At 64.4% G+C, this 24,884-nt stretch carries 18 protein-coding genes and 1 pseudogene; 5 read left to right on the top strand and 14 right to left on the bottom strand.

What is annotated here, in order from left to right; translation table 11 throughout:
- Positions 1 to 157: 157 nt before the first annotated feature.
- Genes ABE093_RS08755 through ABE093_RS08740 form a run of 4 tightly spaced genes read right to left on the bottom strand, consistent with a single transcriptional unit; the run spans position 158 to position 4,504 of the window.
- Positions 158 to 982, bottom strand: coding sequence for a carbohydrate ABC transporter permease (locus ABE093_RS08755; protein ID WP_430760485.1), 825 nt, complete (start codon positions 980 to 982; stop codon positions 158 to 160).
- Positions 979 to 1,860, bottom strand: coding sequence for a carbohydrate ABC transporter permease (locus tag ABE093_RS08750; protein WP_430760484.1), 882 nt, complete (start codon positions 1,858 to 1,860; stop codon positions 979 to 981). Before ABE093_RS08750 ends, ABE093_RS08755 begins: the two co-directional genes overlap by 4 nt.
- Positions 1,857 to 3,134 carry a sugar ABC transporter substrate-binding protein gene (locus ABE093_RS08745; protein ID WP_430760483.1) on the bottom strand — a complete coding sequence of 426 codons (1,278 nt, stop codon included), beginning with the start codon at positions 3,132 to 3,134 and terminating at the stop codon, positions 1,857 to 1,859. The genes ABE093_RS08750 and ABE093_RS08745 overlap by 4 nt, the downstream gene beginning before the upstream one ends.
- Positions 3,131 to 4,504, bottom strand: coding sequence for a glucoamylase family protein (locus tag ABE093_RS08740; protein WP_430760482.1), 1,374 nt, complete (start codon positions 4,502 to 4,504; stop codon positions 3,131 to 3,133). Before ABE093_RS08740 ends, ABE093_RS08745 begins: the two co-directional genes overlap by 4 nt.
- A 217-nt stretch (positions 4,505 to 4,721) precedes the next feature.
- Here ABE093_RS08740 and ABE093_RS08735 point away from each other — a divergent pair, with 217 nt between their 5' ends.
- The gene (locus ABE093_RS08735; RefSeq protein WP_430760481.1) at positions 4,722 to 7,802 is read left to right on the top strand and encodes a discoidin domain-containing protein; all 3,081 of its coding nucleotides are present in this window, start codon (positions 4,722 to 4,724) and stop codon (positions 7,800 to 7,802) included.
- A 21-nt stretch (positions 7,803 to 7,823) separates the two neighbouring features.
- Here the strand turns inward: ABE093_RS08735 and ABE093_RS08730 are convergent, their stop codons facing one another.
- The 6 genes from ABE093_RS08730 to ABE093_RS08705 all read right to left on the bottom strand — a co-directional run bounded on the left by ABE093_RS08730 (position 7,824) and on the right by ABE093_RS08705 (position 16,512).
- Positions 7,824 to 9,344: a tryptophan halogenase family protein gene (locus ABE093_RS08730; RefSeq protein WP_430760480.1), complete on the bottom strand. Its 1,521-nt coding sequence runs from the start codon at positions 9,342 to 9,344 to the stop codon at positions 7,824 to 7,826.
- Positions 9,345 to 9,408: 64 nt separating this feature from the next.
- The gene (locus ABE093_RS08725; protein WP_430760479.1) at positions 9,409 to 12,423 is read right to left on the bottom strand and encodes a TonB-dependent receptor; all 3,015 of its coding nucleotides are present in this window, start codon (positions 12,421 to 12,423) and stop codon (positions 9,409 to 9,411) included.
- A 10-nt stretch (positions 12,424 to 12,433) separates the two neighbouring features.
- Positions 12,434 to 13,468, bottom strand: coding sequence for a LacI family DNA-binding transcriptional regulator (locus ABE093_RS08720; RefSeq protein WP_430760478.1), 1,035 nt, complete (start codon positions 13,466 to 13,468; stop codon positions 12,434 to 12,436).
- Between the two features lie 143 nt (positions 13,469 to 13,611).
- Entirely contained in the window at positions 13,612 to 15,861 is a 2,250-nt protein-coding gene (bglX, locus tag ABE093_RS08715) for a beta-glucosidase BglX (protein ID WP_430760477.1), read from the bottom strand.
- Positions 15,862 to 15,940: 79 nt separating this feature from the next.
- Complete coding sequence (locus ABE093_RS08710; RefSeq protein WP_430760476.1) at positions 15,941 to 16,216, bottom strand: BolA family protein; 276 nt, start codon at positions 16,214 to 16,216, stop codon at positions 15,941 to 15,943.
- On the bottom strand, positions 16,213 to 16,512 hold the full coding sequence (locus ABE093_RS08705) for a YciI family protein (RefSeq protein ID WP_430760475.1): 300 nt from the start codon (positions 16,510 to 16,512) through the stop codon (positions 16,213 to 16,215). Before ABE093_RS08705 ends, ABE093_RS08710 begins: the two co-directional genes overlap by 4 nt.
- 98 nt (positions 16,513 to 16,610) lie before the next feature.
- Here ABE093_RS08705 and ABE093_RS08700 point away from each other — a divergent pair, with 98 nt between their 5' ends.
- From ABE093_RS08700 to rluB, 4 genes and pseudogenes are all read left to right on the top strand, one after another.
- Positions 16,611 to 17,120 (top strand): hypothetical protein, encoded by a 510-nt coding sequence (locus ABE093_RS08700; RefSeq protein ID WP_430760474.1) that lies wholly within the window; start codon positions 16,611 to 16,613, stop codon positions 17,118 to 17,120.
- A gap of 195 nt (positions 17,121 to 17,315) precedes the next feature.
- Entirely contained in the window at positions 17,316 to 18,230 is a 915-nt protein-coding gene (locus ABE093_RS08695) for a segregation and condensation protein A (RefSeq protein WP_430760473.1), read from the top strand.
- A 43-nt stretch (positions 18,231 to 18,273) separates the two neighbouring features.
- Positions 18,274 to 18,865: pseudogene (gene scpB, locus ABE093_RS08690) on the top strand (SMC-Scp complex subunit ScpB); the annotation flags it as partial.
- A gap of 135 nt (positions 18,866 to 19,000) precedes the next feature.
- Positions 19,001 to 20,620: a 23S rRNA pseudouridine(2605) synthase RluB gene (gene rluB, locus ABE093_RS08685; protein ID WP_430760472.1), complete on the top strand. Its 1,620-nt coding sequence runs from the start codon at positions 19,001 to 19,003 to the stop codon at positions 20,618 to 20,620.
- A 74-nt stretch (positions 20,621 to 20,694) separates the two neighbouring features.
- Here the strand turns inward: rluB and ABE093_RS08680 are convergent, their stop codons facing one another.
- From ABE093_RS08680 to ABE093_RS08665, 4 genes are read right to left on the bottom strand one after another with little or no spacing between them, the layout of a single operon-like run.
- Complete coding sequence (locus ABE093_RS08680; RefSeq protein WP_430760471.1) at positions 20,695 to 21,498, bottom strand: TIGR04325 family methyltransferase; 804 nt, start codon at positions 21,496 to 21,498, stop codon at positions 20,695 to 20,697.
- Between the two features lie 53 nt (positions 21,499 to 21,551).
- Positions 21,552 to 22,349 carry an amidohydrolase gene (locus tag ABE093_RS08675; RefSeq protein ID WP_430760470.1) on the bottom strand — a complete coding sequence of 266 codons (798 nt, stop codon included), beginning with the start codon at positions 22,347 to 22,349 and terminating at the stop codon, positions 21,552 to 21,554.
- Between the two features lie 16 nt (positions 22,350 to 22,365).
- A complete protein-coding gene (msrA, locus tag ABE093_RS08670; RefSeq protein ID WP_430760469.1) occupies positions 22,366 to 23,700 on the bottom strand; it encodes a peptide-methionine (S)-S-oxide reductase MsrA in 1,335 nt (444 codons plus the stop codon).
- Positions 23,701 to 23,722: 22 nt separating this feature from the next.
- Positions 23,723 to 24,871, bottom strand: coding sequence for a pyridoxal phosphate-dependent aminotransferase (locus ABE093_RS08665; protein WP_430760468.1), 1,149 nt, complete (start codon positions 24,869 to 24,871; stop codon positions 23,723 to 23,725).
- Positions 24,872 to 24,884: the final 13 nt, after the last annotated feature.

Raw genomic sequence — 24,884 nt, 5'->3', positions numbered from 1 at the left:
CAAGCACCAATTTGCAGATCGTGTTCAAGTCATTTCGCTTCGCATTTTTTCTCGAAGCCTTCCGTGGCGATACGCCATCGCTTCGAATCGTCCTGCCCGGCCATCCGTGGCCGGGCGTTCGCATCCATGCGCGCCAGTGGCGCGCGAGCATGGACGCTCACCCCTTCACGCTCCCGACCAGCAAGCCCTGGATGTAGTAGCGCTGCAGCATCAGGAACAGCACCAGCACCGGCAGGATGGTCACCACTGCGCCCGCCATCATCAGTTCGTTGTCCTGCACGTGTTCGCGCGACAGCGACGCCAACGCGACCGGCAAGGTCTGCAACGACTGGTCGCCCAGCACGATCAACGGCCACATGAAATCGTTCCATGCGCCGAGGAAACTGAAGATCCCCAGCGCGACCAGGATCGGCTTCAGTACCGGAAGCACGATCTGCCAGAAGATCCGCCACTCGCCGGCGCCATCGATGCGCGCGGCTTCCAGCAGTTCGTCGGGAATCGACCGCGCGTATTGCCGCACCAGGTAGATGCCGAAGATGCCCGCCAGTCCCGGCACCATCGCCCCGATCCAGGTGTTCACCAGACCCATTTCCTTGAGCAGCAGGAACAGCGGCATCATCGCCACCTGCGCCGGGATCACCAGGGCCGCCAGCATCGCCCGGAACACCTTGTCGCGACCGCGCGAACGCAGCTTGGCGAAGGCATAACCGGCCAAGGTGTTGACCAGCACCGACGACACCATCACGCCGGTGGCGATGACCAGGCTGTTGAAGAAATGGCGCCCCATGCCGGAGCGTTCGAACAATTGCCGGTAGTTTTGCAGCGTCGGCGCCGACGGCAGCCATGGCGCGGGGAAATGGCTGGCCTCGCCCGGTTGCATGAACGAGACCGACAGCATCCACAGCAACGGGCCGAGGCTGAGCGCGGCGATCATCACCAACAACAGGTTGACCATGACCGTGGTCGAAGCGCGCGAATTCATGCTTCCGCTCCACGACGACGCGCCAGCCACAGCAGGCCGCCGGTGCAGGCACTCATGATCAGGAACAGCAGGAAGGCGACCGCCGACGCGTTGCCAAGGTTCCACCACTTGAAGCCTTCCTCGTACATGAAATAGAGCACGCTCTCGGTGCTCTGCAACGGCCCGCCCTGCGTCATCACGTACGGTTCGGCGAACAGCTGGAAGTAACCGGCCATGGTCAGGATGCCGACCAGCACCAGGATCGGACCCAGCGTCGGCAAGGTGACATGGCGGAACTGTTTCCAGGTCGAGGCGCCATCGATGCGCGCCGCTTCGTAGAGATCTTCCGGAATCGCCTGCAATCCGGCCAGGAAGATGATCATGTTGTAGCCGAAGTTCTTCCACACCGCGAACAGGATGATGGTCGGCATTGACCAGGCCGGCGATCCCAGCCAGTCGATCGGATCGATGCCCAGCGCCGAGAGTCCGGAATTCACCATGCCGTAGCGGGTATGGAACAGATAGCGCCAGATCACCGCGACCGCCACGATGGTCGTGACCACGGGCGCGAAGAACGCGGTGCGGAAGAATGGCTTGAAGCGCGCGGTTTTCGCGTGCAGCAACAGCGCTGCGCCCAGCGATGCCGCGACCGACAGCGGCACGCCGACCAGCACGAAGTAGAAGGTGTTGCCCAGCGATTTCCAGAACAGCGGCGTGTGCAGCAGCGACCAGTAATTGCGCAATCCAACCACGCGCAGGTTGTGGTGGTCCGCAAGCGCGTAGATGTCGAAGTCGGTGAAACTCAACGCCAGTCCGGCAAGCACAGGCAGCAGGAAGAACAGGCCGATCACGATCAGCGCCGGTGCGACGAACATCCAGCCGGCAAACCGCGCGTTCATTGCGTCACCTGCATGCGCTTGTGGTCGAGCATCCAGCGCCGTTTGGCGAGGATGGCATCGGTGCGGCGATCGAGGTCGGCCGCCGCCGCATCCACGTCCGCCTTCCCTTGCGCCACCTGCTCGCCGACGATGCGCATCTCCTGGGCGATGCGCTCCCACTCCGGCACCTTGGGAGGCGGCACCGCGCGTTCCATCTGCTCGCGGAACACTTTCATCATCGGATCGTTCGCCAATGTCGGCACCACCCAGGCCGAACGCCGCGACGGCAGGTCGCCGGTCAGTTCATGCAATCGCATCTGCTGCGCCGGCTGCGACAGCCACTGCACCAGCGCCCAGGCATCGTCCTGTCGTTTCGAGGAACGGAAGACCACGAAGCTGGTTCCACCCATGATCGAACGACCGGGGCCCTCTGGGCCCGGCAGCGGCATCGTGCCCCAGGCGCCGTCGAGCGAACGCGGCAATCGCTTGCGGAATTCGGAAATATTCCACGGTCCACTGATGTAGTACGCGAACAAGCCGTTGCCGAATTCGTCCCAGACATTCGAGATGCGGGTATTGTCGAGTCGCGGCGCATAGCCGGCATCGAACATCTTCTTGTAGAACGCCAACGTGCGCTTGAAACCGGCGCTGCGGAAATTGCCGTAGCGTCCTTCGTCGCGCAGCAAGGGGTCCTGTTGCTGGATGGCGAGATTGAGCAACGGCTCGAACTCGTTGGTCGGCAGCAGAATGGCGTACTTGTCGCCGCCCTGCTTCTTCTTCACCGCGGCCATGGCGGCCAGCCATTCGTCCCAGTTTTGCGGCATGGATGTCACGCCTGCGTCCTGCAGCATGTCGCGCCGCTGGTACGGCAGGCGCGTTTCCGCATACCACGGCACGGCCCAGGTCTTGCCGTCGATGCGTCCGGTGTCCCAGGAGCCGGCAAAAAAATCGTTGCTGTCGAGGGAGGATGCAGCGATGCGCGCATCCAGCGGCGCCAGCGCATCCAGCGCCTCGAACTCCGGGATCCACGTCGTGCCCAGCGGCACCACGTCCGGCAGCGCATCGCCTGCGAACGCCGTGAGCAGCTTCTCGTGCGCCGCGGTCCACGGTACCTGCTGCAGATCGACGCGGATGCCCGGATGCATGCGCTCGAATTCCGGCAACAGTTTCGCCACCGCCTCGCCTTCCTGCCCCATCGCCCAGAAGCGCACGACATGGCGGCGGTCGTCGGTGCGGCTGCACGCGGCAAGCACCAGCAACGACATCGCCAACACCCGGCGCAACAGGCCGGTCATCCCCGCGCGCCCGCCAGCCAGCCTCCGGTGAACCCCGCGCGCTTCAGGCCACGGATGATGTGCGGATTGCGCCGCATCACCTTCCAGATGAATCCGCTGCGATGGTTTTCCGTCATCAGCACGATCGGTCCCTGGTCGAGGCCGAGATAGTCGCGATCAACCCACACGCCATCGACGATATGCCCATGCTGCAGTTTCACGGAAGTATCGGTCATGGTCGGATTGAACGCATCGAAGAAGCCGTAGCGTCCGTAGATCGCCTTGCCGTAGCGCGCGTGCATCGCCTCGATCGCCGGGATCACGACTTCCGGCGCGAACGGCATCGACCCTACAGCTGCGGTCGGCGCGATGGTGCCGTCGTCAAGGCTGTATTCGCGACCGACGCCACGCGCGGTATAGGTATGGAATTGCCGCTTCACGCCATCGATCGTCAGCGCGACATCGGCCGGCCCGTCGGAAGGCGTCAGCCCCCAGACATCGGCACCATAGCCGCGCCAGCCCATCGGATTGGCGATGGCATAGGCGCGATGCGCCAGCGTGGCACGCCGGCTGTTTTCGAAATAGTCGATGCCCGCCGTGCGCGACCAGTCGTCGCGGATGCCGCGGAAATCGATCCAGATATGGCTGAATTGATGTCCGAACAACGGCGGAAAGCTCAAATACGTCTGGCCCTGGAACTCGCCCCAACTCACGTTGTAGGTCTTCGTCCAGGCATCGTAGGCATCGCGTTGCACCGGATGCGTCGGTGACGCCAGCGCCAGCACATAGACCATCAAAGCTTCGTTGTAGCCTTCCCAATCGCTGTGGATGAAGCCGCTTTCCGGCTTCCAGCCCATCGAGATCAGCGGTTTGCGCACCTGCAGCCAGGTCCAGTCGGCGCGCCGGTAGAGGCGTTCCGCCAACTGGCGGATCTCGCGTTCGCTGGCGTTGTCGCGATCGAAATAGCTTTGCGCGAACAGCGCACCGGCGAGCAGCCATGCCGTATCGACGGATGACAGTTCGCACTGGGCCGAGCGCGTGCCGTCGGACATTTCCAGGAAGTGATAGAAAAAGCCGTGGGTGCCGGAAACGCCGTTGGCATCATCCCCCTGCTTCGCGCGATCGAAGAAACGCAACGTCAGCAAGGTGCGCCGTGCGGCTTCCTGGCGCGTCATCCAGCCGCGCTCGACGCCGACGCCGTAACTGGTCAGGCCGAAGCCCACCGCCGCGATGCTGGAAAACGATGGGCTGGGCCAGCGATCCGGAATCAGGCCGCTGGCGGGATCGGCGCGCTCCGCGAAGAAATCGAAGGTCCGGTGCTGGAGGTCGTCGACCAGTGCAGGAACGGCGTGGGTGTCAGCCGGCCCGCGATGCGAAGGCGGCCTTGGCATCGCGGACGCCACCCCGGCGCACATCACGAGCAGGCCGGTCAAAGCCAGTTTTCCTTTGCGCCTACCCAAGCTTTTTCTCACCTTTCCAACCCGGCCTTGATGCAGAATTGAATCGAATGTAAGCGTTTACAATTTCGATTGCAAAGAGTTTTCCGCAGGCTTCTGTTGTGCGTTGCATCAATTCTCGACGGTACGTTTTCGGACGATGGAGTCACTCATGAAGTTCACGCGATTGCTGCTGTCCTCCGCGCTGCTGTTGCACGCCACATTCGCATGTGCGGGCAACGACGGGCTTCCGCCTCGCGCGCAATGGAAGGCAACAGCGTCGTCTGCGGAAGCGCCGGGAATGTCCGCGGCGTTCGCCATCGACGGCGATCCGAAGACGCGCTGGGGCGGCGGGTTTTCGCCGGGCAACTGGTTCCAGGTCGATCTGGGTCGCAGCACAGCGATAGGTGGCGTGGAAATCCAGTGGGAATGGGGTGGAGCCCGCGCGTACTCGATCCAGGTGTCGGACGATGCGCAGCATTGGCGCACCGCGTTCGAGACCAGCGACAACAAGGGTGGCATCGAGTACGAAGTCTTCCCGACGGTGCATGCGCGTTACGTGCGCCTCGCCGCCCCGGCGCGCACGGCGGATTGGGGCGTGTCGATCTTCGAGTTCCAGCCCCTCGCGCAAAGCGAAGCGCCGAAGTTGTCGCTACGTGATGGCGATGCGCTGTGGCTGCCCTCCTCCGGCATGTCGCCACCGCGTGCATTGCCGAAACGCGATGCCGCCACGCAGGAACTGATGATCGATCTGCCGCGCCCACTGCCGCTTGCGGGACTCGAGGTGTCCTGGGGCGATGCGCCGAAATCGGTCCGGCTGGAAGGACGCGACGCGCAAGGCCTGTGGTCGACGCTGGCTGACGATCCGGATGCGTTTGGCGAAACCGCATTCCTCGCCACGGCCACGCCGCGCACGTTCACGGCATTGAGATTGAGCGCGACCGCGGTCGGAAGACCGGTCAGTGTGAAACGCCTGCAACTGCTTGGCCCCAAGCAGGCGATGACGCCGATGAAGCGTTACCAGCTCGCTGCAGCCAAGCGCAACGCTGCGCTGTTTCCGTCTTCCTTGCACGAACAGCAGGTGTACTGGACCGTGGTCGGCATTCCGGCTGGCCGGCAAAAGGCGGTATTCGACGAATACGGCAACGTGGAAGCGTGGAAAGGCGCGCCGCTGGTACAGCCGATGTGGCGCGATGCCTCGGGCAAGGCGGTCGCGGCGACATCCGCGACACCGATCGAGCATCGCCTGCGTGACGGCTGGATGCCGATGCCAAGCCTCGACTGGTCTCCGCAGGGCGGATTGCGGCTCACCAGCGAAGCGATCGCGATCGAACGCAACGGCGCGCCGGTGGTGCTGGTGCGGCATCGGCTGAGCAATACCGGCAAGGTCGCGATTGGCGGCACGTTCTCGCTGCTGACACGCCCGATGCAAACGAGTCCGCCATGGCAGAACGGTGGCCTGGCGCCAATCCGCGACATCGCGCTGGAAGGCGACGCGGTGCGCGTCAACGGTCGCGTGCTGTATCGCACCGCGCAGCCCGATGCGAAAGGCGCATCGGCATTCGGTGCACACGGCGAAGGTGAAATCACCCGCTTTGCCGGGGATGGAATCGCACCGGCGCAGATGCAGGCGCACGACGATGCGGGGCTCGCCGCGGCAATGCAGAGCTGGCACGTCGATCTCGCACCGAATACACACCGCGACTTTGTGCTCGCGTTCGCCCTCGGCGATCGTCGCATCGACACGGAAAAGCAGCCGCTGCCGGATGCGCCTGCGCTGCCGGAGTCGTTCGATGGCGCGGCATTCGACCGTCTCGCAGACGAAGTCGCAAAGCAATGGCAGCAGCGCCTGGGACGGATCGGACTCGAACTGCCCGATCGCTCGCTGGTCGACATGCTGCGCGCGCAGGCCGCATACATGCTGTTGAACCAGAGTGGCAAGGCGATGCAGGCCGGGCCGCGCAACTACAACCGCGCCTTCATCCGCGACGGTGCGGCCACGGCAGCGATTCTGCTGCGCATGGGCATGCCGAAGACGGCGCGCGACTACGCCGACTGGTATGCCGCGCACGCGGTGCATGAAAACGGACTTGTCTCGCCGATCCTCAACGACGACGGCACGGTCAACACCGGGTTCGGTTCCGACATCGAATACGACAGCCAGGGCGAGTTCGTCTGGCTCATCGCCGAGATCGCGCGGCTCGACGGTGGCGCGAACAGCGTCCGCAATCATCAACAGCAGGTCACGCAGGCACTACGCTTCTTGCAGACGCTGCGCGAACGCACGCTGGTCGAGGGCTACCAGAAGGACAAGCCGGCGCCGGAACGTTTCCGCGGCATCATCGCGCCATCGATCAGCCACGAAGGCTACCCGACGCCGACGCACAGTTACTGGGACGACTACTGGGCGTTGAAAGGCTGGCACGACGGGGCATGGCTGCTGCAACAATGGGGCGATCGCGAAGGCGCGAAATGGGCGCAGGCGCAATACGCCGCGTTGCGCGAATCGGTCGCGGCATCGATCCACGCGACGATGCAGTGGAAGGGCGCCGACTTCATTCCCGCTTCGGCGGACATGGGCGATGGCGACCCGACCAGCGTATCGATCGGCCTGGATCCGGCCGGCCAGCAGGACGTGATGCCGGCCGATGCGCTGCGCGGCACGTTCGCGCGCTATCTCGACGACGTGCGCAAGCGCGACGCGCCCGACGCGCTGTACGCATACACGCCGTACGAACTGCGCAACGTGCTGACCTATGTGCACCTCGATCAACCGCAGGCGGCGAACGAACTGCTGATGCGTTTCCTCGGCCATCGCCGGCCACTGCCCTGGCAGGTCCTGGCCGAAGTCGTCTATTCGGATTTGCGCCACGCGATCTACCTCGGCGACATGCCGCACACGTGGATCGGTTCCGAATATGCGCGCGCCCTGTTCGGCATGCTGATGCACGAAGGCGACAACGAACTCGAACTGCTGCCCGGCGCGCCGCCGGCCTGGCTCTCGGGCGATGGCCTGCGCATCGACGGCTTGCCAACCGCCTATGGCGCGTTGACGATGGCGGCGCGCGAACGCAACGGCGAATTGCACGTCGAACTCGGCCGCGGACTCGTCGCCGGTACGGTGTTGCGCCTGCATTGGCCGAACCGGCGCAAGCCTTCAAGCGTGACGGTCGATGGCAAACCGGTCACGGAATTCGACGCGGATGGCATCCGCATCGGCAAACCGTTCGCGACGTTGATCGCGCGCTGGTAGTGGTGACGATGGCGTGATCGCTCACGCCATCGCAGCGGCCTTGCAATGGCGATCGATGAACGCCTGGTGCGGGGGCATGGCCTGCGCACAGGCCGCGATCACCTTGCGGACGTGTTCGACGAACTGGAACACCTCTTCTTCCGGCATCTGGTCAACGATGGGATGGCAGACCTCGGGCACGATGCGTTGCCCGAGCATCACCTGCACCCAACTCTGCAGGGCGAAGAACTCCTCGCCATTGCGATAGAAGCGACCGGAACGACGGAACAGGTCGATGTTCTCTTGCAGGCTGTCCGGAACGGGCATGGTGCGGCAATGATTCCAGAACGGCGTGTCGTCGCGTTCGGTCGCCTTGTAGTGCAGGATGATGAAGTCGCGGATGTGGTCGTAGTCGAAATCGACCGCACGATTGTAGCGTTCGACCAGCAACGGGTCGAAACCCGCATCCGGGAACATGTCGATCAGGCGCACGATGCTCATCTGGATCAAGTGAATGCTGGTCGATTCCAGCGGCTCCATGAAGCCACTGGCCAGTCCGACCGCCACGACGTTCTTGTCCCAGAATTTCCTGCGCTTGCCGGCGATGAAGCGCAGCGGCCTCGGCTCGGCCAGCGCCTTTCCATCCAGATTGGCCAGCAGGGTCGCGGCAGCATCGTCGTCGCTGACGAAACGGCTGCTGTACACGTAGCCATTGCCGACGCGATGCTGCAGGGGTATCCGCCACTGCCAGCCGGCAGGCCGCGCCGTGCAGCGCGTGTACGGCGTTGGTGCCCCGGTCGTGGCGCAAGGAACGGCCAGCGCGCGATCGCAGGGTAGCCAGTGGCTCCAGTCTTCGTAGCCGGCCTTCAAGGTCTGCTCGATCAGCAAACCGCGGAATCCCGAGCAATCGATGAACAGATCGCCGGCGATACGCTCGCCGCTCTCCAGCACCACCGCGTCGATGAATCCGTCGTCTGGTCGTTGCGACACCTGCACGATCTTGCCTTCGTGCCGGATCACGCCCAGCTTTTCGGCATACCCCCGCAGATACTTCGCGTAGGACGCAGCATCGAAGTGGTAGGCATAGGCGATATTGGCCAACGGCGAGGTTGCCGGCACATCGCTGGCTGGCGGCATGAAACGCCCTTGCTCGGCCGCTTCCGATTGCAGGCCGTAATGGCAATAGGCTTGCGCACGCCCTGCCCCGCGAGCGCGCAACCAGTATTGATGGAACGGCAGAGGGCCAAGGTCCTGTCCCACCGAACCGAAGCCGTGGTAGTAGCTGTCGCCGATGCGCGCCCAGTCGCGGAACTGGATGCCGAGCTTGAACGTGCCCTGGGTGGACTTGACGAAATCCGCCTCGTCCAAGCCCAGCACTTCCGCGTTGAAGGTGCGGATGTGCGGAACGGTGGCTTCGCCCACGCCGACGATGCCGATCTCGTCGGACTCCACCAGGTGGATCCTGCGGTGCTTGCCGAGATGCCTCGCCAGCGCGGCGGCGGCCATCCAGCCGGCCGCGCCCCCGCCCACAACAACGATGTCGCCAATCGCGCTTTCGCTCATCACACGCTCCGAAAGACAAGACCCGCTTGCGCGGGCCTTGTCGACTTGCTGCTTCTTGCGAAGATCAGAAGAACACCCGCATGCTCATGAACAGCGTACGCGGCGGAGTGTACTGGTTGCCATATTGCCTGAGGCGAAGATTGTTCGGCTGACCGTTGACCCAGCCATCCCAATCGTATTGGCTGCGATTGGCCCAGTTGAACGCATTGATCAGGTCGCCGCGAATCTGCATGGTCAGGCCCTTGTAGAGCTTGATGTCCTTGGACAAGGACAGATCGAGCTCTTTCACGCCATATGCGCCCTTCCCGTCGAACGCCGTCGGTATTGGAAGACCGCCCGAGCCGGCCCACCCATCCGCCACTTCGTTCTGCGGCGGCGGTGTCGACAAGGTCAGCTTGCCCGAGGCGGTCAGCCCCCATGGCAAGTCATAGATGGCGGTTGCGACCAGGCGATGCACCGGCACGGCTTTCAACGGAATGAACGGGTAATCGCCGATGGTCGCGGCATCGAACGAGTAATGCTCGTCACCGCCACGGTTGCCGCTCGCGTGCGAGTAGGTATAAGCCACCGTCACGCCCCAGCCCGAAGACTTGGTATAGGGCTTTTCCGCCGACAGCATGAACTGAGCGGTACGGGTCTCGATGCCGTTGTCGCCCAGGATCAAGGCACCAAAGCCCGGCGGACTGTGCTCCCACGGCTGGGCGATGCCGCCCCACGATGGCGTGCCGAAGAAGGCGCCATTCGGGTAGCGGTTGCCCAAGGTGAAGACGAAGCCATCCTTGCTGATGATCTTCGACACCGTCGCCGACGTATTCCACTCACCCAGCTTGGCGCGCAGGCCCAGCGAATACTGGTCCGAATACGGCGTCTTCAACTTGTTGTTCATCAAGTCGATTTCGCCATTGCGCGTGCCGGGCTGGACCAGACCCGCCAACCCCGCGCTGCCGCCGCTCAGGTAACTCGGGTTCCAGTTGGCGCAGGTGCCCAAGGTCGGCGTGGTGCAGGCGCCTGCCTCGATGAACTTGACGGTGTAGCTGGACAGCGCCGACTTGACCTGTTCCAGGCCCATGTAGTCGTACAGGTTGCGGTCGTAGCTGCGACCGGCACCACCGAACAGCACCAGCCTTTCGTCGCCGGTGATGTCGTAGGAGAAGCCCAGGCGCGGCGCCCAGTTGCCCTTGGACGGCTTGCGGTTGTGGCCGTTGCCGATGTAGTCATCGATGTTGATGCCGCCCTTCGCCAGCGATTGCCGATAGGTCTGGCCTGCAGGCGCACCCGTGGTGGTATCTGGCCCGTTCAACGCCGCCACGACTTCCGGCGGGGTGACGAAGTTGGTGTACGAGGGCACCTTTTCGTAATCCCAACGCACGCCCAGGTTCAACTGCAGGCGGTCGGTGACATCCCAGTCGTCCTGGATGTAGAAACCGTACTGCTTGTCCTTGGTCGTCACCGAGGGCGTGCCGCCGACGAACGGCCGGTTGAACTTGACCTCGTACGGAATGGTGCTGGTGCCGGTTGGCACGCCGGCAACGCTGCCGTTGTTGACCATGTAATAGAACGACGGGTTGGCCGTGGAGTTCTCGCTCTGGGTCAGGTCGACCTGCTTGTACTTGAAGCCGACCTTGATGACATGGCTGCCGTGCCAGTCGATGCGGTTGAAGGTCAGGTCGTCCTGGAACGCCGGACCCTTCTGGCCCTTGCGCTGGATCGCAAGCCCGCTGGTCGCGTCGTCGAAGATCAGGACGTCGTTTTCGTTCTGCTTCGCGGTGTAGACCGACTGGCCGCCAAAGCTGTAGGCGGTCGGATTGAACAACACGTCTTCGTAGGTGAACCTCGCCTCGTTCAGATACGAATCGCCGTAATGCTCCCAGCGCAGGTCGTAGCGGTTTTCGCGGTTCGCGTTGTTCTTGGCGGCGCGCGCCGTGGTCAGGCCACCGACGCTGTCGCGACTGTCCTCCTTGCGGATCTTCGCGGAAAACTCCAGCTTGTCGTTGTCACCGACCGACCAGTCGATCTTCCCGAAGTAGAGGTCTTCCTTGAACGGGCGCGAGACCGGGCCGAACTGGTCCTGCACGCGCTGCGGAAGGTATTGCGCATAGCTGGAGAAGTTGGAGGGAACGGCCACCGGATCGGCCGGCAGCACGAAGCGCTTGCCTTCGTAACTCACGAAGAAGTGCATCTTGTCCTTGATGATCGGACCGCCCAGTGCGAAGCCGTATTCGTTCTGGTGCGTCTTGAGCTTGTCCTTGCCCGGCGCCTCTTCCGCTGTCGAGCGATCGCGCCAGTTCGAACTGGTATAGCGACCGAACACCTCGCCATGGAACTGGTTGCCGCCGGACTTGGTCTGGGCAATGATCGCCGCCGAACCGACCTGGTCGAATTCTGCCTTGTAGTTCGAAGAGACGACCTTGTACTCGCCGATGGCGAGCTGCGGGAACGGGTTGCCGGCGCTCTGCTGCTGGCCCGACACGCCACCGAACAGATAGCTCTTCTGCCCCACACCGTCGATGTAGACGTTGACCGCCGAAGTCTGTTGCGCGCCACCACGAATGTCGCTGTGCCCCGAAGCGTCGGTGGTGAACTGCATGCCCGGCACGGTGTCGGCGAACTCGAGGAAGTTGCGCGTCAGCTGCGGCACCGTGTTGATCTGCTTCAGCGAGATGTTCTTGCCCACCTCCGAAGTCTTTCTTTCGACCAGCGTCCCCGTCACCGTCACCTTGCCCAGTTCGCCTGCCGGCGCTGCGGCCGCGCCACCGGCGAGATTGAGGTTGACCGAAGTCGCCACCGCCAACGTCACGGTCTGTGCGGCGCCCCCTGCCGCTTCAACGCGATAGGTGCCGGGCGTCAGGCCGACCAGTGCGTAAGACCCATCGGCATTGGCGCTGATCTTGCGGGTCGCCCCCGTGGCCGTGTTGGTCGCGGTGATTTGCGCCCCGGGCGGCGCCTTGCCGCGCAAGGTTGCATTCGACGACTGCGCAAGCGTCGGCGTCGACATCGCACCGAGGCAGGTACACAACGCGACAGTCAGCAACCTGCGTTGCAGGCGGGAGTGGGAGGATCGTGATTGTTCGTTCTTCATGAGACTTACCTCATGGTGCGGGTTGATGGAGGGCACGGGGGATTTCGTGGGCTGCGACGTCTCGCAGGTCGCGGGTCGATTCGCGAATGACCAGTTTCGGAACGACCAGGTCGATGTGGTCGCCTTCGGGCGCCAGCAGGCGACGCATCGCCCGCGCACCGAGTTCGACGATGTCCGCGCTCACCGTGGTCAGGCGCGGATAGGTGCAGGACGACAAAGGAATGTCATCGAATCCGGCCAGCGCGATGTCGTCGGGCACGCTCACGCCTTTGCGCGCGAATGCAAACAGGCAGCCGAGCGCCATCTGGTCGTTGGCGGCGAACACCGCATCCGGACGTTCCGTCAATCCGGCGATGTATTCGCCGGCCTCGTGTCCGCGGGTCACGGTGAAATCGCCGGGAATGATCCAGGGCGTCGCCGAAGGCAGCGCTTCGCGCACGCCATCGACATAGGCATGCTGGCGTTCGCGCGCTTCGAAGTTGTCCTCGGGACCGGCGATGAAGGCGATCCGGCGGTAACCGCATTCGACCAGGTGCGCGACGATCGCGCGGGCGCCGGTGTAGTTGTCGACGTTGACCGCCGGCAATTCCGCGCACGCCGACAAATGGCTGTTGATCAGCACCGTTGGCAACCCGGTCAGGTCTTCGATCAACTGCTCGCCGGTATCGACCTGCGGCGACATGATCAGCAGGCCATCGACCCGGCCACGCATCGCCTGCAAGACCTGCTGCTGCGCCTTCGGGTCGGGATGGCTGCTCGAAACCAGCAGTTGGTGGCGTTGGGCGCGCGCCTCGCGCTCGATGCCGTGGATCAGTTCGGAGAAGAATTCACCCTCGAAGTCCGGCAGTACCACTCCGACGGTATGGGTGCGCCGGCTGCTCAGGCTGCGTGCGGCGTGATGCGGCTGGTAGCGCATCTCCTCGGCCACCTTCAGGACCTTGGCCCGCGCTGCCGGAGTCACGTTGTCGTGCCCGTTGAGGGCACGGGACACGGTCGCCACGGAGACCCTGGCACGCAGCGCGATGTCCTTGATGGTGACCGTCATTCCGTTCGTCCAACCCCGCCGAAACCTCGAGTTGAATCGAATGTAAACGTTTACAAACGCGAATGTAAAGACTTCGTTGCAACTTTCGATTGCGCGTTGCAGCAATGCGTGCAGGTATTGTGGAAGCTGACTGCGGGGTCGGTTTAACGCCCCGCTATCACCTCGAAAGAACCGGACAAGGTGGCTTCGGAACTGCCACCGATGAATACGTCGAAACGTCCGGGTTCCACGACTTTGTGCATCGCCGCATCATGGAAGGCGTAGTCCTCGCGCCCGAGTTCGAACTCCACCACCCGGCTCTCGCCCGCATCGAGATGGATGCGGCGGAATCCACGCAACTGGCGCAGCGGCCGCGTCACGCTGGCCACCTCGTCGCGCAGGTACAGCTGTACGACCTCGTCGCCCGCGCGCTTGCCGGAATTGGTCACGGTGACGCTGACCTTCTGTCGCCCATTCGCCGCGATGCGCGGCGACGCGATCTTCAAGCCGTCGTAGCGGAACGTGGTGTAACTCAGGCCGTAGCCGAAGGAATACAGCGGAGTCCACGGTGCATCGATGTACTTCGAGGTGTATTTCTCGTTGGCGCTCGGCGGACGTCCGGTGTTCCTGTGCGCGTAGTAGATCGGCACCTGGCCGACGGTGCGAGGGAACGTAATCGCAAGGCGCGCCGCGGGATTGATGTCGCCGAACAGGATGTCACTAATGGCATTGCCGCCCTCTACGCCCGGGAACCAGGCTTCGACCAGCGCCGATGATGTGTCCGCCAGCTTGCCGATCGAAAGAGGCCGACCATTGAGCAGGATCGCGATCACCGGCTTGCCGGTCGCCGCGAGGGTCTCTGCCAGCGCCTGCTGGTTGCCCGGGAGGTCGAGCGAAGTACGACTCGCCGCCTCCGCGCTCATTTCCGGCCCCTCGCCGACGAACAACAGCACGACGTCGGAAGATTTCGCCGCGGCGACGGCCGCATCGAAGCCGGATCGATCATCACCGAGCAGGCCGGTGCCGCGCGCGTAGGCAACGCGGCCTTCACCGAGCGACTTGTTCAACGCGGCCAGTGGCGTGACCGCATCTTCGGGCTTGCCGTCACCGGGCCAGTTGCCGAGCATCGCCCACGGCTCGTCGGCCAGCGGACCGATCACCGCGACCTTGCCGATGTCCTTGCGCAGCGGCAGCGCGTCGTTGGCGTTCTTCAACAGCACGATGGAACGCCCGCCCGCATCGCGCGCGGCGGCGCGATATTCCGCCGTGACCAGCGACGCACGCTCGCGCGCCGCATCGGCGCCATGGTAGGGATCATCGAACAACCCGAGCCGGCATTTGGCCACCAGTACGCGTTCCACCGCCGCATCGACCACGGCAATCGGCAGGTGCCCGGAGGACACCCGCTGCGGCAATGCTCCGGAATAGATTTCGCCCACCATGTCCACGTCCACGCCAGCGCGCAGTCCGCGTTCGCCGGCATCGCCGGGATTGGCCGCGACGCCATGCGCGATCAGTTCCTTGACGCCGGCCCAGTCGCTGACGACCAGGCCGTTCCAGCGCCACTGTTTGCGCAACAGGCCGTCGATCAACGCGCCGTTGGCGTGCATTGGCGTGCCATCGAGTTCGTTGAACGCGGCCATGATCGATCCCGCGCCGGCGTCGACCGCCGCCTTGAATGGCGGCAGGTACACGTCGTGCAGGGTCTGCGGCGACATCGAAGCGATGTTGTAGTCGCGGCCACCTTCCGCCGCGCCGTAGGCGACGAAATGTTTTGCCGTTGCCAGCAGGCTGTCGTGCGCCTTCAGATCGCGTCCCTGGAAACCGCGGACGCGCGCCGCCGCCATGACCGAACCGAGATAAGGATCCTCGCCGGAACCTTCAACCACGCGGCCCCAGCGCGGGTCGCGACCGATATCGACCATCGGCGCAAAGGTCCAGTGGATGCCACTGGCGCTCGCTTCCATCGCAGCGATGCGGGCATCGCGTTCGGCGATCTGCGGATCGAAACTGCCGGCTTCCGCCAATGGCACCGGGAACACCGTGCGATACCCGTGGATCACGTCATCGGCGAACAGCAACGGTATCTTCAGTCGCGAACGCGTCACCGCGATTTCCTGCAAGCGCCGGGTTTCGGCGACACCGCGCACGCCGAGGAAAGAACCGACGCCGCCGGCGACGATCACGTCATCCCCCGCCTGCGCCTGCGAACCGACCACGCCGGTCGCAACGGCCTGGCGACCGAGCTGGTTGAGTTGCCCGAGTTTCTCGGCCAGCGTCATGCGTGACATCAGGGTATGGATGGCCGCCTTCTGTCGTTCCGGCGTTGCCGATGCACTGCATTCGGCGGCGCTGGCGTATCCCGGCAGCAGCAACCCGAATGCAACAAGCGAAGGAATCACGACACGGGACATGAGGAGCTTCCGATGTAGGGAATGTAAACGCTTACAATCGTACATCGACGAGGCCGGCGTTTGCCAAGCACGCCATCCGTCATTGTTCTCCGGGCAGTTTTGCCTCGATCTGCAAGGCATGGATATCGGTCTCCATCAACGTACCGAGCGCGGCATACACCGCGCGATGGCGCACCAACAGCCCCTGCCCGGCGAATGCGCCTGCAACGATCTTCACCTTGAAATGACCGCGCCCGTCGCGGGCGCCGGCATGGCCGGCATGGCGCGCGCTGTCGTCGATGATCTCGAGCGCTTCGGGATTGAACGCCGTTTCCAGCGCGGCGCGGATCGTTGCGATGCGTGTCTCGTTGCTCATGGCAGCGCTTTGCGGAACGGCCGCACGTCAACCCGCGTGTAGACGCCGGCGGACGTGTACGGATCGGCATCGGCCCAGGCGCGCGCGTCTTCCAGCGACGCGAACTCGGCGATCACCACGCTGCCGCTGAAGCCGGCCGGACCCGGATCCTCGGTATCGATTGCAGGGCACGGCCCGGCGATCAGCAGCCTGCCTTCGTCGAGCAAGGCGCGCAGGCGCGCCAGGTGCGCCGGACGTTGCTCCATGCGCTGGGCCAGGACGTTGTCGCCGTCATGGCCTTCGATCACGTACCACATGCTTCCGCTTCCCGAGGGTTGGATGGCCACAGTCTACGCAGTCGACCGGACAGCAAGCCCGTGTATGCTTGTGTGAGGGCAATCACACAACGTCCGGCATGAAGTGGGACACCTTCAATATCCTCGAGCAACTGTTGATCCTGCTGACCATCAGCGGGCAACTGTGGATTTCGACCAAGGTCATCGTCGCCGCGCAAGGCAATGAGCGCTACGTGCGCAGCATGGCCTTCGCGACGGGCCTGCTGCTGTTCCTGCTGTGCCGGCCGCTCGGCGTGACCTTCGCCGACCTGATGCTCAAGGCCCATGCCCAGGGCAGCCTCTTCAACCTGGTGCTGATCGGCGGGGTGACGCCTTTCCTGATCGGCGTGCTCGTGTCCGAGGGCACGGTGCTGGCCCTGCACATGCGCAAGCCGGTGTTCGTGCGCTTCATGCTGATCGTTGCCGCCTTCACCCTGTCGCAGGCGGCGTATACCAACTTCACCGCGGTCACCACCCACGTCACCACGCTCGACAAGGCCTACATCCCCAACCTCTGCTATGCGGTCGCGGTCGGCCTGTGGATGACATTCCGCTACCACGACAGCCGAGGCGAGGCGCTGGCCTCCTGAACGGCCCGACTGGACAAGCCGCCCGTGGCCGCTTACGCTTGGTTCCCGTACGCGGCCAGCGTGCCCCAGCCCGTTCCCCCACGCGGCAATCCGGGCTCGCTCCCGCCCTCCGATCCGATTCGCATGACCCGACCGCCCCGGCAGTCGTGGCGACGTGCATCCCGTTGAACGAATCGCCGGCCTCGCGCCGTATGCATGACTGAATCCGAACAGCCGATTGACCAGGTCGCTGCCGTCGAGGCGCCTACAAGTCCCGAACACCCCGGTGCCCCGCGGCAGCAGGAAATGCCGCTGGCGACGGTGCTCGGCCAGCCGGTGCTGCAGATCCCGCAAGACCTGTACATCCCGCCGGATGCGCTCGAGGTCATCCTCGAGGCCTTCGAAGGCCCGCTCGACCTGCTGCTGTACCTGATCCGCCGCCAGAACCTCGACATCCTCGACATCCCCGTCGCGGAGATCACCCGCCAGTACGTCGACTACATCCAGGCCATGCACGAGATGCGCTTCGAGCTGGCCGCCGAATACCTGGTGATGGCCGCGATCCTGGCCGAGATCAAGTCGCGCATGCTGCTGCCACGGCCGCCCAGCGAGGAAGGACTGGAAGACGATCCGCGCGCCGACCTGGTGCGCCGCCTGCAGGAATACGAGCGCTACAAGCAGGCCGCCGAGGATCTCGACACCCTGCCGCGCCAGGATCGCGACACCACGACCGCATCGGCGCACGTGCCGGACCGCGCCGCGGTGCGCCTGCCGCCGCCGGTGGAAATGAAGGAGATGTTGCTCGCCCTGCACGACGTGCTGAAGCGTGCCGACCTCTACACCCACCACGCGATCAAGCGCGATGCCCTGAGCGTGCGCCAGCGCATGGGCGAACTGCTCGACCGCCTGCACGATGGCGCCTTCCACCGCTTCGAGTCGCTGTTCACGCCGGAAGAAGGACGCCTCGGCATCGTCGTCACCTTCCTCGGCATGCTGACGCTGGCCAAGGAACAGTTGATCGAGATCGTGCAGGAAGCGCCGTTGCAGCCGATCTACATCAAGTCGCTGGCGACCGCCGATGCCCCGGCGGAAGTGCCCGAAAGCGAATTCGACAGCTCTACCGAAGATTGAATCCAACGTCCCGGCGCGTCCGGGACCGAATGACCAGAGACACATGGACCAGACACTGATCAATCGCATCGTCGAGGCCGCCCTGCTGGCGGCGCCGCAACCGCTCACCCTGGTGCAGCTCAACGGGCTGTTCCCGCTCGACGAACCCGCACCCGACGGCAGCGTGCAGGCCGCGCTGGAAACCCTGCAGGCCGAATGCGAATCGCGCGGCGTGGAGCTGGTGGAAGTCGCCAGCGGCTGGCGCTACCAGGTCAAGGCCGATGTCCACCCGTGGGTGGCGCGCCTGTGGGCCGAACGCCAGACCAAGTACACCCGCGCCACGCTGGAAACGCTGGCACTGATCGCCTATCGCCAGCCGATCACCCGCGGCGAAATCGAGCAGATTCGCGGTGTCGCCACCAACAGCAACATCATCAAGGCGCTGGAAGAACGCGAATGGATCCGCTCGGTCGGCCATCGCGATGTTCCGGGACGTCCGGAACTGCTCGGCACCACCAAGGGCTTCCTCGATTATTTCGGGTTGAAGCGCCTCGACGAACTGCCGCCGCTGTCCGAACTGAAGGACTTCGGCGAGTTGGAACCGCAATTGCAGTTCGATCCCGAAACCGCCCCGGTCACCGCAAACATTGCGATGGACGGCGAAGCCGAAGCTTCCGGCGATCCCGAACACCAGCACGAAGCCGAAGCTTCATCTCCCCCTGAAACAGACAACGTCGAACACGACGAAGAACCCGCCCTCGCCGATGACGGCGACAGCACTGGAGCACATCATGAGTAACAACGAAAAACGCACCCCTCTCTCGCTGAAACAACGCGAAGCCACCAGCGCGCCGAAGCTGGAGGAACGCCTGCAGAAAGTGCTGGCGCAGGCCGGACTGGGATCGCGTCGCGCGCTGGAACAGCGCATCGCCACGGGTGCGGTGAAGATCAACGGCGAAGCCGCCACCGTCGGCATGAGCGTGAGCGGCGGCGACAAGATCGAACTCGACGGCAAGACCTTCGTCGCGACCGCGCTGACCGAACCGGCACGCGTGCTGATGTACAACAAGCCGGAAGGCGAAGTCACCACGCGCGAGGATCCCGAAGGCCGCCCGACCATCTTCGACGCGCTGCCGACGCTGAAGGGCGCGCGCTGGATCGCGATCGGCCGCCTCGACATCAACACCACCGGCCTGCTGCTGCTCACCACCGACGGCGAGCTGGCCAACGCGATGATGCATCCCTCGCACGAGGTCGAACGCGAATATGTCTGCCGCGTGCGTCCGCCGGAAGGCGAAGACGACGTGAACGAAAAGATCGTCGATCGCCTGCGTCGCGGCGTCGCGCTGGAAGACGGCCCGGCCAAGTTCGACGACATCGAGCGCGTCGGCGGTTCCGATTCGCACGACTGGTTCAAGGTGCTGCTGAAGGAAGGCCGCAATCGCGAAGTGCGCCGCCTGTGGGAATCGCAGGGCTGCCAGGTCTCGCGCCTGAAGCGCATCCGCTACGGCAACGTCACCCTGCCCCAGCCGCTGCTGCGCGGCCAGTCGCAGGAACTCTCCGACGCGCAGGTGGAAGCGCTGCGCAAGTCGCTGGGCCTTGAAGACGGCCCGCCGTCGGCACTGACACTGCAGCCGGTGATCGGCCAGCGCAAGGCCAGCAAGAAGTCGGCGATGCATTTCAACGAGCGTCGTTCGCAGGGTGGCTACGTCAACGGCCATGCCGCCGCCGACGAAGGTCGCGAACTGCGCCGCTTCGACCACGTCCGCGAAGACCGTCGCGGTCGCGGTGCGCCGCGCAAGTCGGGTGGACTCACCGTCACCGGCGATGCCGCCGCCAACCAGGCCAACAAGCGCTTCAAGATCAAGGGCCAGGAACGCCAGCCGGGACAGCGCATGCGTCCGGGCGAAGTGCGCGGCGGCGACAATCCCGCGGCGATGAAAACCTGGTACGTGCCGGATGGCGTCGAGACCGGCCCGACCGGCCATCGCAATGCCGATGACCGCCGTCCGAAGAAACCGTTCGGCCAGCAGAAGCCGTTTGGCCAGAAGCCTTACGGGCAGAAGTCGCGCGGACCCGGCGGCGGCCAAGGCCAGTCGCGCGGGCCCGGACAGGGCGGCGGCTTCAATAGCAATAGCAACCCGTATGGCGCTTCGTCGGGCCAGGGCAAGCCGCGCCATCCCTACGGGCATCCCGGCAATGCGCCGAGTTTCCCGTCGGATCACGCAACCCCGAGTTTCGATCACGGCCACGGCAACGCCTATGACCGTCCGCGCGGTCCGCGTCCCGGCGGCCCACGCCCCGGTGGTCCACGTCCGCAAGGCGCGCGTCCGGGCGGCAATAATCGTGGCCCGCGTCCCGGTGGTGGTGGACGTCCGGGCGGCGGCGGCCATCGCGGGCCCCGTGGGTGAGGAAGCGCCGCTTACGCGGCATGCCGCGTGGCGATTCCGAACGCCCCGAGCCCAGCGAGGGGCCGGGGCTGAACTCAATCGGGCAGCGACAGCAGCATTCCATCGTAAGACGACAGCGAATGATCCGGGTGGAACGGGATCAGGCAGTGCTTGTCCGGATTGATCCAGTGATCGACGACGCGATAGCCGAGCGCGACCAGTTCGCCGATGAAGCGTTCGCGCACGACGATGTGGTACGGACAGAACGCGGTCGAGATGTTCTGCAGCGTCCAGTAATCGAAACGTTCGTGCATCGGCGTCAGGTTGACCAGCAGATGGCGCGGTCGCGCGTCCGCTTCGATCAGCATCTCCGCCAGTGACGGTTGCAGGTATTGCAGCGATCCCGAGGCGAACAGCACGCCGTGGCCCCTGCAATCGCCGAAACGATCGGTGAAGCGCAGCGCGCTGGCCCCGCTCTGCTCCGCCAAGGCTTCGCCGCGACGGCACACCGCCGGGACATCGCAGACCGTCCAGCGCAGATCGGGCGGCATCGGCATGTGGCGCGAGAACGCGTAATACAACAGGCCGACGTGGCCGCCGAAATCGAAGACGTGGCGCTCGTTCGTCGCCAGCAATCGCGACATCCAGAACAAGGCCGGATAGTCGCTCGGCGACAGCATCTTGCGTCGCCAGTCGTACATCGCCGCCGGTTCGTCGTGGTCGTAGCCCTGTGGCTTGGTCGCCGGTGCCGACGCCAGCGCGGATGCGTAATCGCGATAGACGCCGCGGAACAGGTTGGCGTTTTCGGCGCGGGCGAAACGCTGCTCGTACAGCGCCGCCCCGGCCTGCCGCAAGCCCGGCAGTGTTTCCATCCCGCGAACCAGCTTGCGGGCAGCCATGGTCCCGTACATAGAGGAGCTCCTTCTCCTGGGAGCCCCGAGGATAGCCCAGTTCAGTCGATGCTGAAGCGATCCCCGTCACGCAACGCCGGGAATTTCGCCCGCCAGTCGGCGAGATCGGCGGCCAGCAGCGTGGTCGTCGTGGTCAGCTCGGCCGCCGCGCATTCGCTCAGAGGATGGCCGAGGAAATCGAGGACGGCGCTGTCGCCGGAATAATGCAGGCCGTTGCCGTCGGTTCCGCAACGGTTGACGCCAGCGACGAAGCAGACGTTCTCGATCGCGCGGGCGCGAAGCAGCGTCTTCCAGGCATAGGCGCGCGGCGACGGCCAGTTGGCGACATAGACCAGCAGGTCGTATTCCGGAGCGCCATCCTTGTCGAGGCGATTGCGCGAGAACACCGGGAAACGCAGGTCGTAGCAGACCAGCGGGCAGATCTTCCAGTCGCGCCATTCCACGACCAGGCGATCGTGGCCGGCGGCATAGCGCTCGTGTTCTCCGGCATAGGTGAACAGGTGGCGCTTGTCGTAATGCTCGACGCTGCCGTCGGGGCGCGCGAACAGCATGCGGTTGAACACGCCGTCAGCGGCGCGCAGTTGCACGCTGCCGCAGATCGCCGCGTCCAGCTTTGCCGCCTGTTCGCGCATCCAGGCCACGGTCGGGCCGTCCATGGTTTCGGCATTGCCGATGGCGTCATTGGAGAAGCCGCTGGTAAAGGTCTCCGGCAACACGATCAGGTCGGTGTTGCCGTGCATCGGCGCCATCAACCCCGCGTAGTACGCGCGATTGCCGGCCGGATCGTGCCAGCGGGTATCGCCCTGGACCAGGGATACGCGCAGGTCGCGCTTCGTCATCGCCAACTCCATCCAATCAACCCTTCACCGGATCGGGAACGAACTTCAGCACTTTGCCATTGATGCAATAGCGCTTGCCAGTCGGCGGCGGTCCGTCATCGAAGACATGGCCGAGGTGGATGCCGGAACTGGCGCTGCGCACTTCGGTGCGATGCATGCCATGGCTGTCGTCTTCCTCGAACACCAGCGCGCCCGGCTGCGGGTCGAAGAAGCTCGGCCAGCCGCAACCGCTGTCGAACTTGGCGTCGCTGCGGAACAACGCCACGCCACTGACCGGATCGACATAGGTGCCGGGGCGATGCTCTTCGAGGTAGGGTCCGGTGCCGGGCATTTCGGTACCGCGGTCGAAGGCGATCTGCTGCTGCTCCGGCGTCAGCAGGTTGAAGCCCAGCCATTGCCAGAACTTCTGCGATTCGCCGGTATAGCCGGTGTAACGCGAGACTTCCTTGCCATCCTTGAACAGGACGATGGTCGGCGTCGCGAACAAACGCTTCGCCAGCGTCCAGCCCTTGGGCGCCTGCTGCGACTTGGTCTGCACGTAAGGCACGTCGGACTTCCACGTCTTCAGCACTTCAGCGGAGAAGCGCGCGCAGAACGGGCAATCCTCGGCCTCGTAGACCACCAGCTGGCGTGCGCGGTTCAAGCTCGCGCCATCAAGCTGCGGATACTGGCTGCCGGTTGTCGCAAGCCCGTACTTCACGCCGGTGCCGCCATGCCCGCAATAACCGTCCGGGTTCTTGACCAGATAATCCTGGTGGCTTTCCTCGGCGCGGTTGTAATTGCGCAGCGGCAGGATCTCGGTGGTGATGCGGCCGTAACCCTCGCGCGTCAGATCCTGCTGGTAGATGTCGCGGGTCTGTTCGGCCAGGGTCTTCTGCCCGGGCGTCGTGTAATAGATCGCGCTGCGGTAGTTGCTGCCGATGTCGTTGCCCTGCCCGCCGACCTGGGTCGGATCATGGTTTTCCCAGAACGCCGCGAACAGCGTCGCCAGGTCGAGCTTCTTGGGGTCGTAGCGCACGCGGACGATCTCCGCGTGGTTCTTCGCGTGGCTGGTGCCGTTGCGGATGTCCTGCTCGGTGCGCAACACGTCTTCGTAGTTCACCTTCGGCGCATCGCCGCCGGCATAGCCGACCTCGACTTCGGCAACGCCCGGCACGGCCGACAGGCGCTTTTCCGCGCCCCAGAAACAACCCATGCCGAAATAGATGTCCTGCAGGTTCGCTGCCGTCACCGGCTTCGTGCCCGCGGCTGCGAGCGCAGGCCCGGCTTGCACCGAGCGCCAGCCGCAGATCGCGAGCAACCCGGTCACGAGCAGCGCGAACAAGAATGCGGTCACCTGTGCGAATTTCATGGCCAACTCCCGTGTTTCGTGGCTACAACTTGGACAGCCGTTCGATCGCTTGGTTCAACGTATTTTCGTTCTTGGCGAAGCACAAACGCAGCAAACGCTGCCCTGCGGACGGTTGGGCATAAAAAGGGGACAGTGGGATACCCGTGACGCCGTGCTCGATGGTCAGCCAGCGGCTGAATTCGAGGTCGTCGAGGTCGCTGACGGCGGAATAGTCGACCAGCTGGAAATAACCCCCCGGAACCGGCAGCGGCTTGAGTTTCGTGCCTTCGAGCTGCGCGCGGAAGCGATCGCGCTTGGCCTGGTAGAACGCGCCCAGCTGGCGGTAATGATCGGGATCGGCGGCGATCATTTCGGCGAAGGCGAACTGCGCCGGGGTGAAGGTGCAGAAGGTGTTGTACTGGTGGACCTTGCGGAACTCCACGCTCAAGGCCGGCGGCGCGATGCAATAGCCGACCTTCCAGCCGGTGCAGTGGTAGGTCTTGCCGAAGCTCGAAACGACGAACGTGCGCTCGCGCAGCTCCGGATACAGCAGCGCCGATTCATGGCGCGCGCCGTCGAAGACGATGTGTTCGTACACCTCGTCCGACAGCAGGTAGATGTCGGTGCCGCGCAGCAGGTCGATGACGGCCTGCATGTCGGCGGCGCTGAACATCGCGCCCGAGGGATTGTGCGGGCTGTTGATCATCAGCATCCGCGTCTTCGACGTGATCGCCGCGCGCACCTTGTCCCAGTCGGGCGCGAACGTCACCGGATCGAGCGCGACGTGCACCGCGCGGGCGCCGGCAAGATCGATCGCCGGTTCGTAGCAGTCATAGCAGGGATCGAGGACGATCACTTCCTCGCCGGCACGCACCACCGCGTGGATGGCGTCGAAGATGGCTTCGCTGGCACCGCTGGTCACGGTGATTTCGGCGTCGACGTCGGGACGCCAGCCGTAGCAATCCATGGTCTTGTCGGCGATCGCCTGCCGCAGCGCCGGAATGCCGGTCATCATCGCGTACTGGTTGTGGCCGGCGCGCATCGCCCGGTCGAGTGCTTCCACCAGGCGCTCCGGAACCGGGAAATCGGGGAATCCCTGGCCGAGGTTGACCGCGCCGTGCTGGGCCGCCAGCTGCGACATGACGGTGAAGATGGTGGTGCCGACCTTCGGCAGTTTTGTAACCGGTTGCATTGCAGGGATTGCC

Source organism: Solilutibacter silvestris (assembly GCF_050574925.1).
GTDB lineage: Bacteria > Pseudomonadota > Gammaproteobacteria > Xanthomonadales > Xanthomonadaceae > Solilutibacter > Solilutibacter silvestris_A.
The sequence above is the reverse complement of the archived record's forward strand: the minus strand, read 5'-3'. Positions and strand labels throughout refer to the sequence as shown.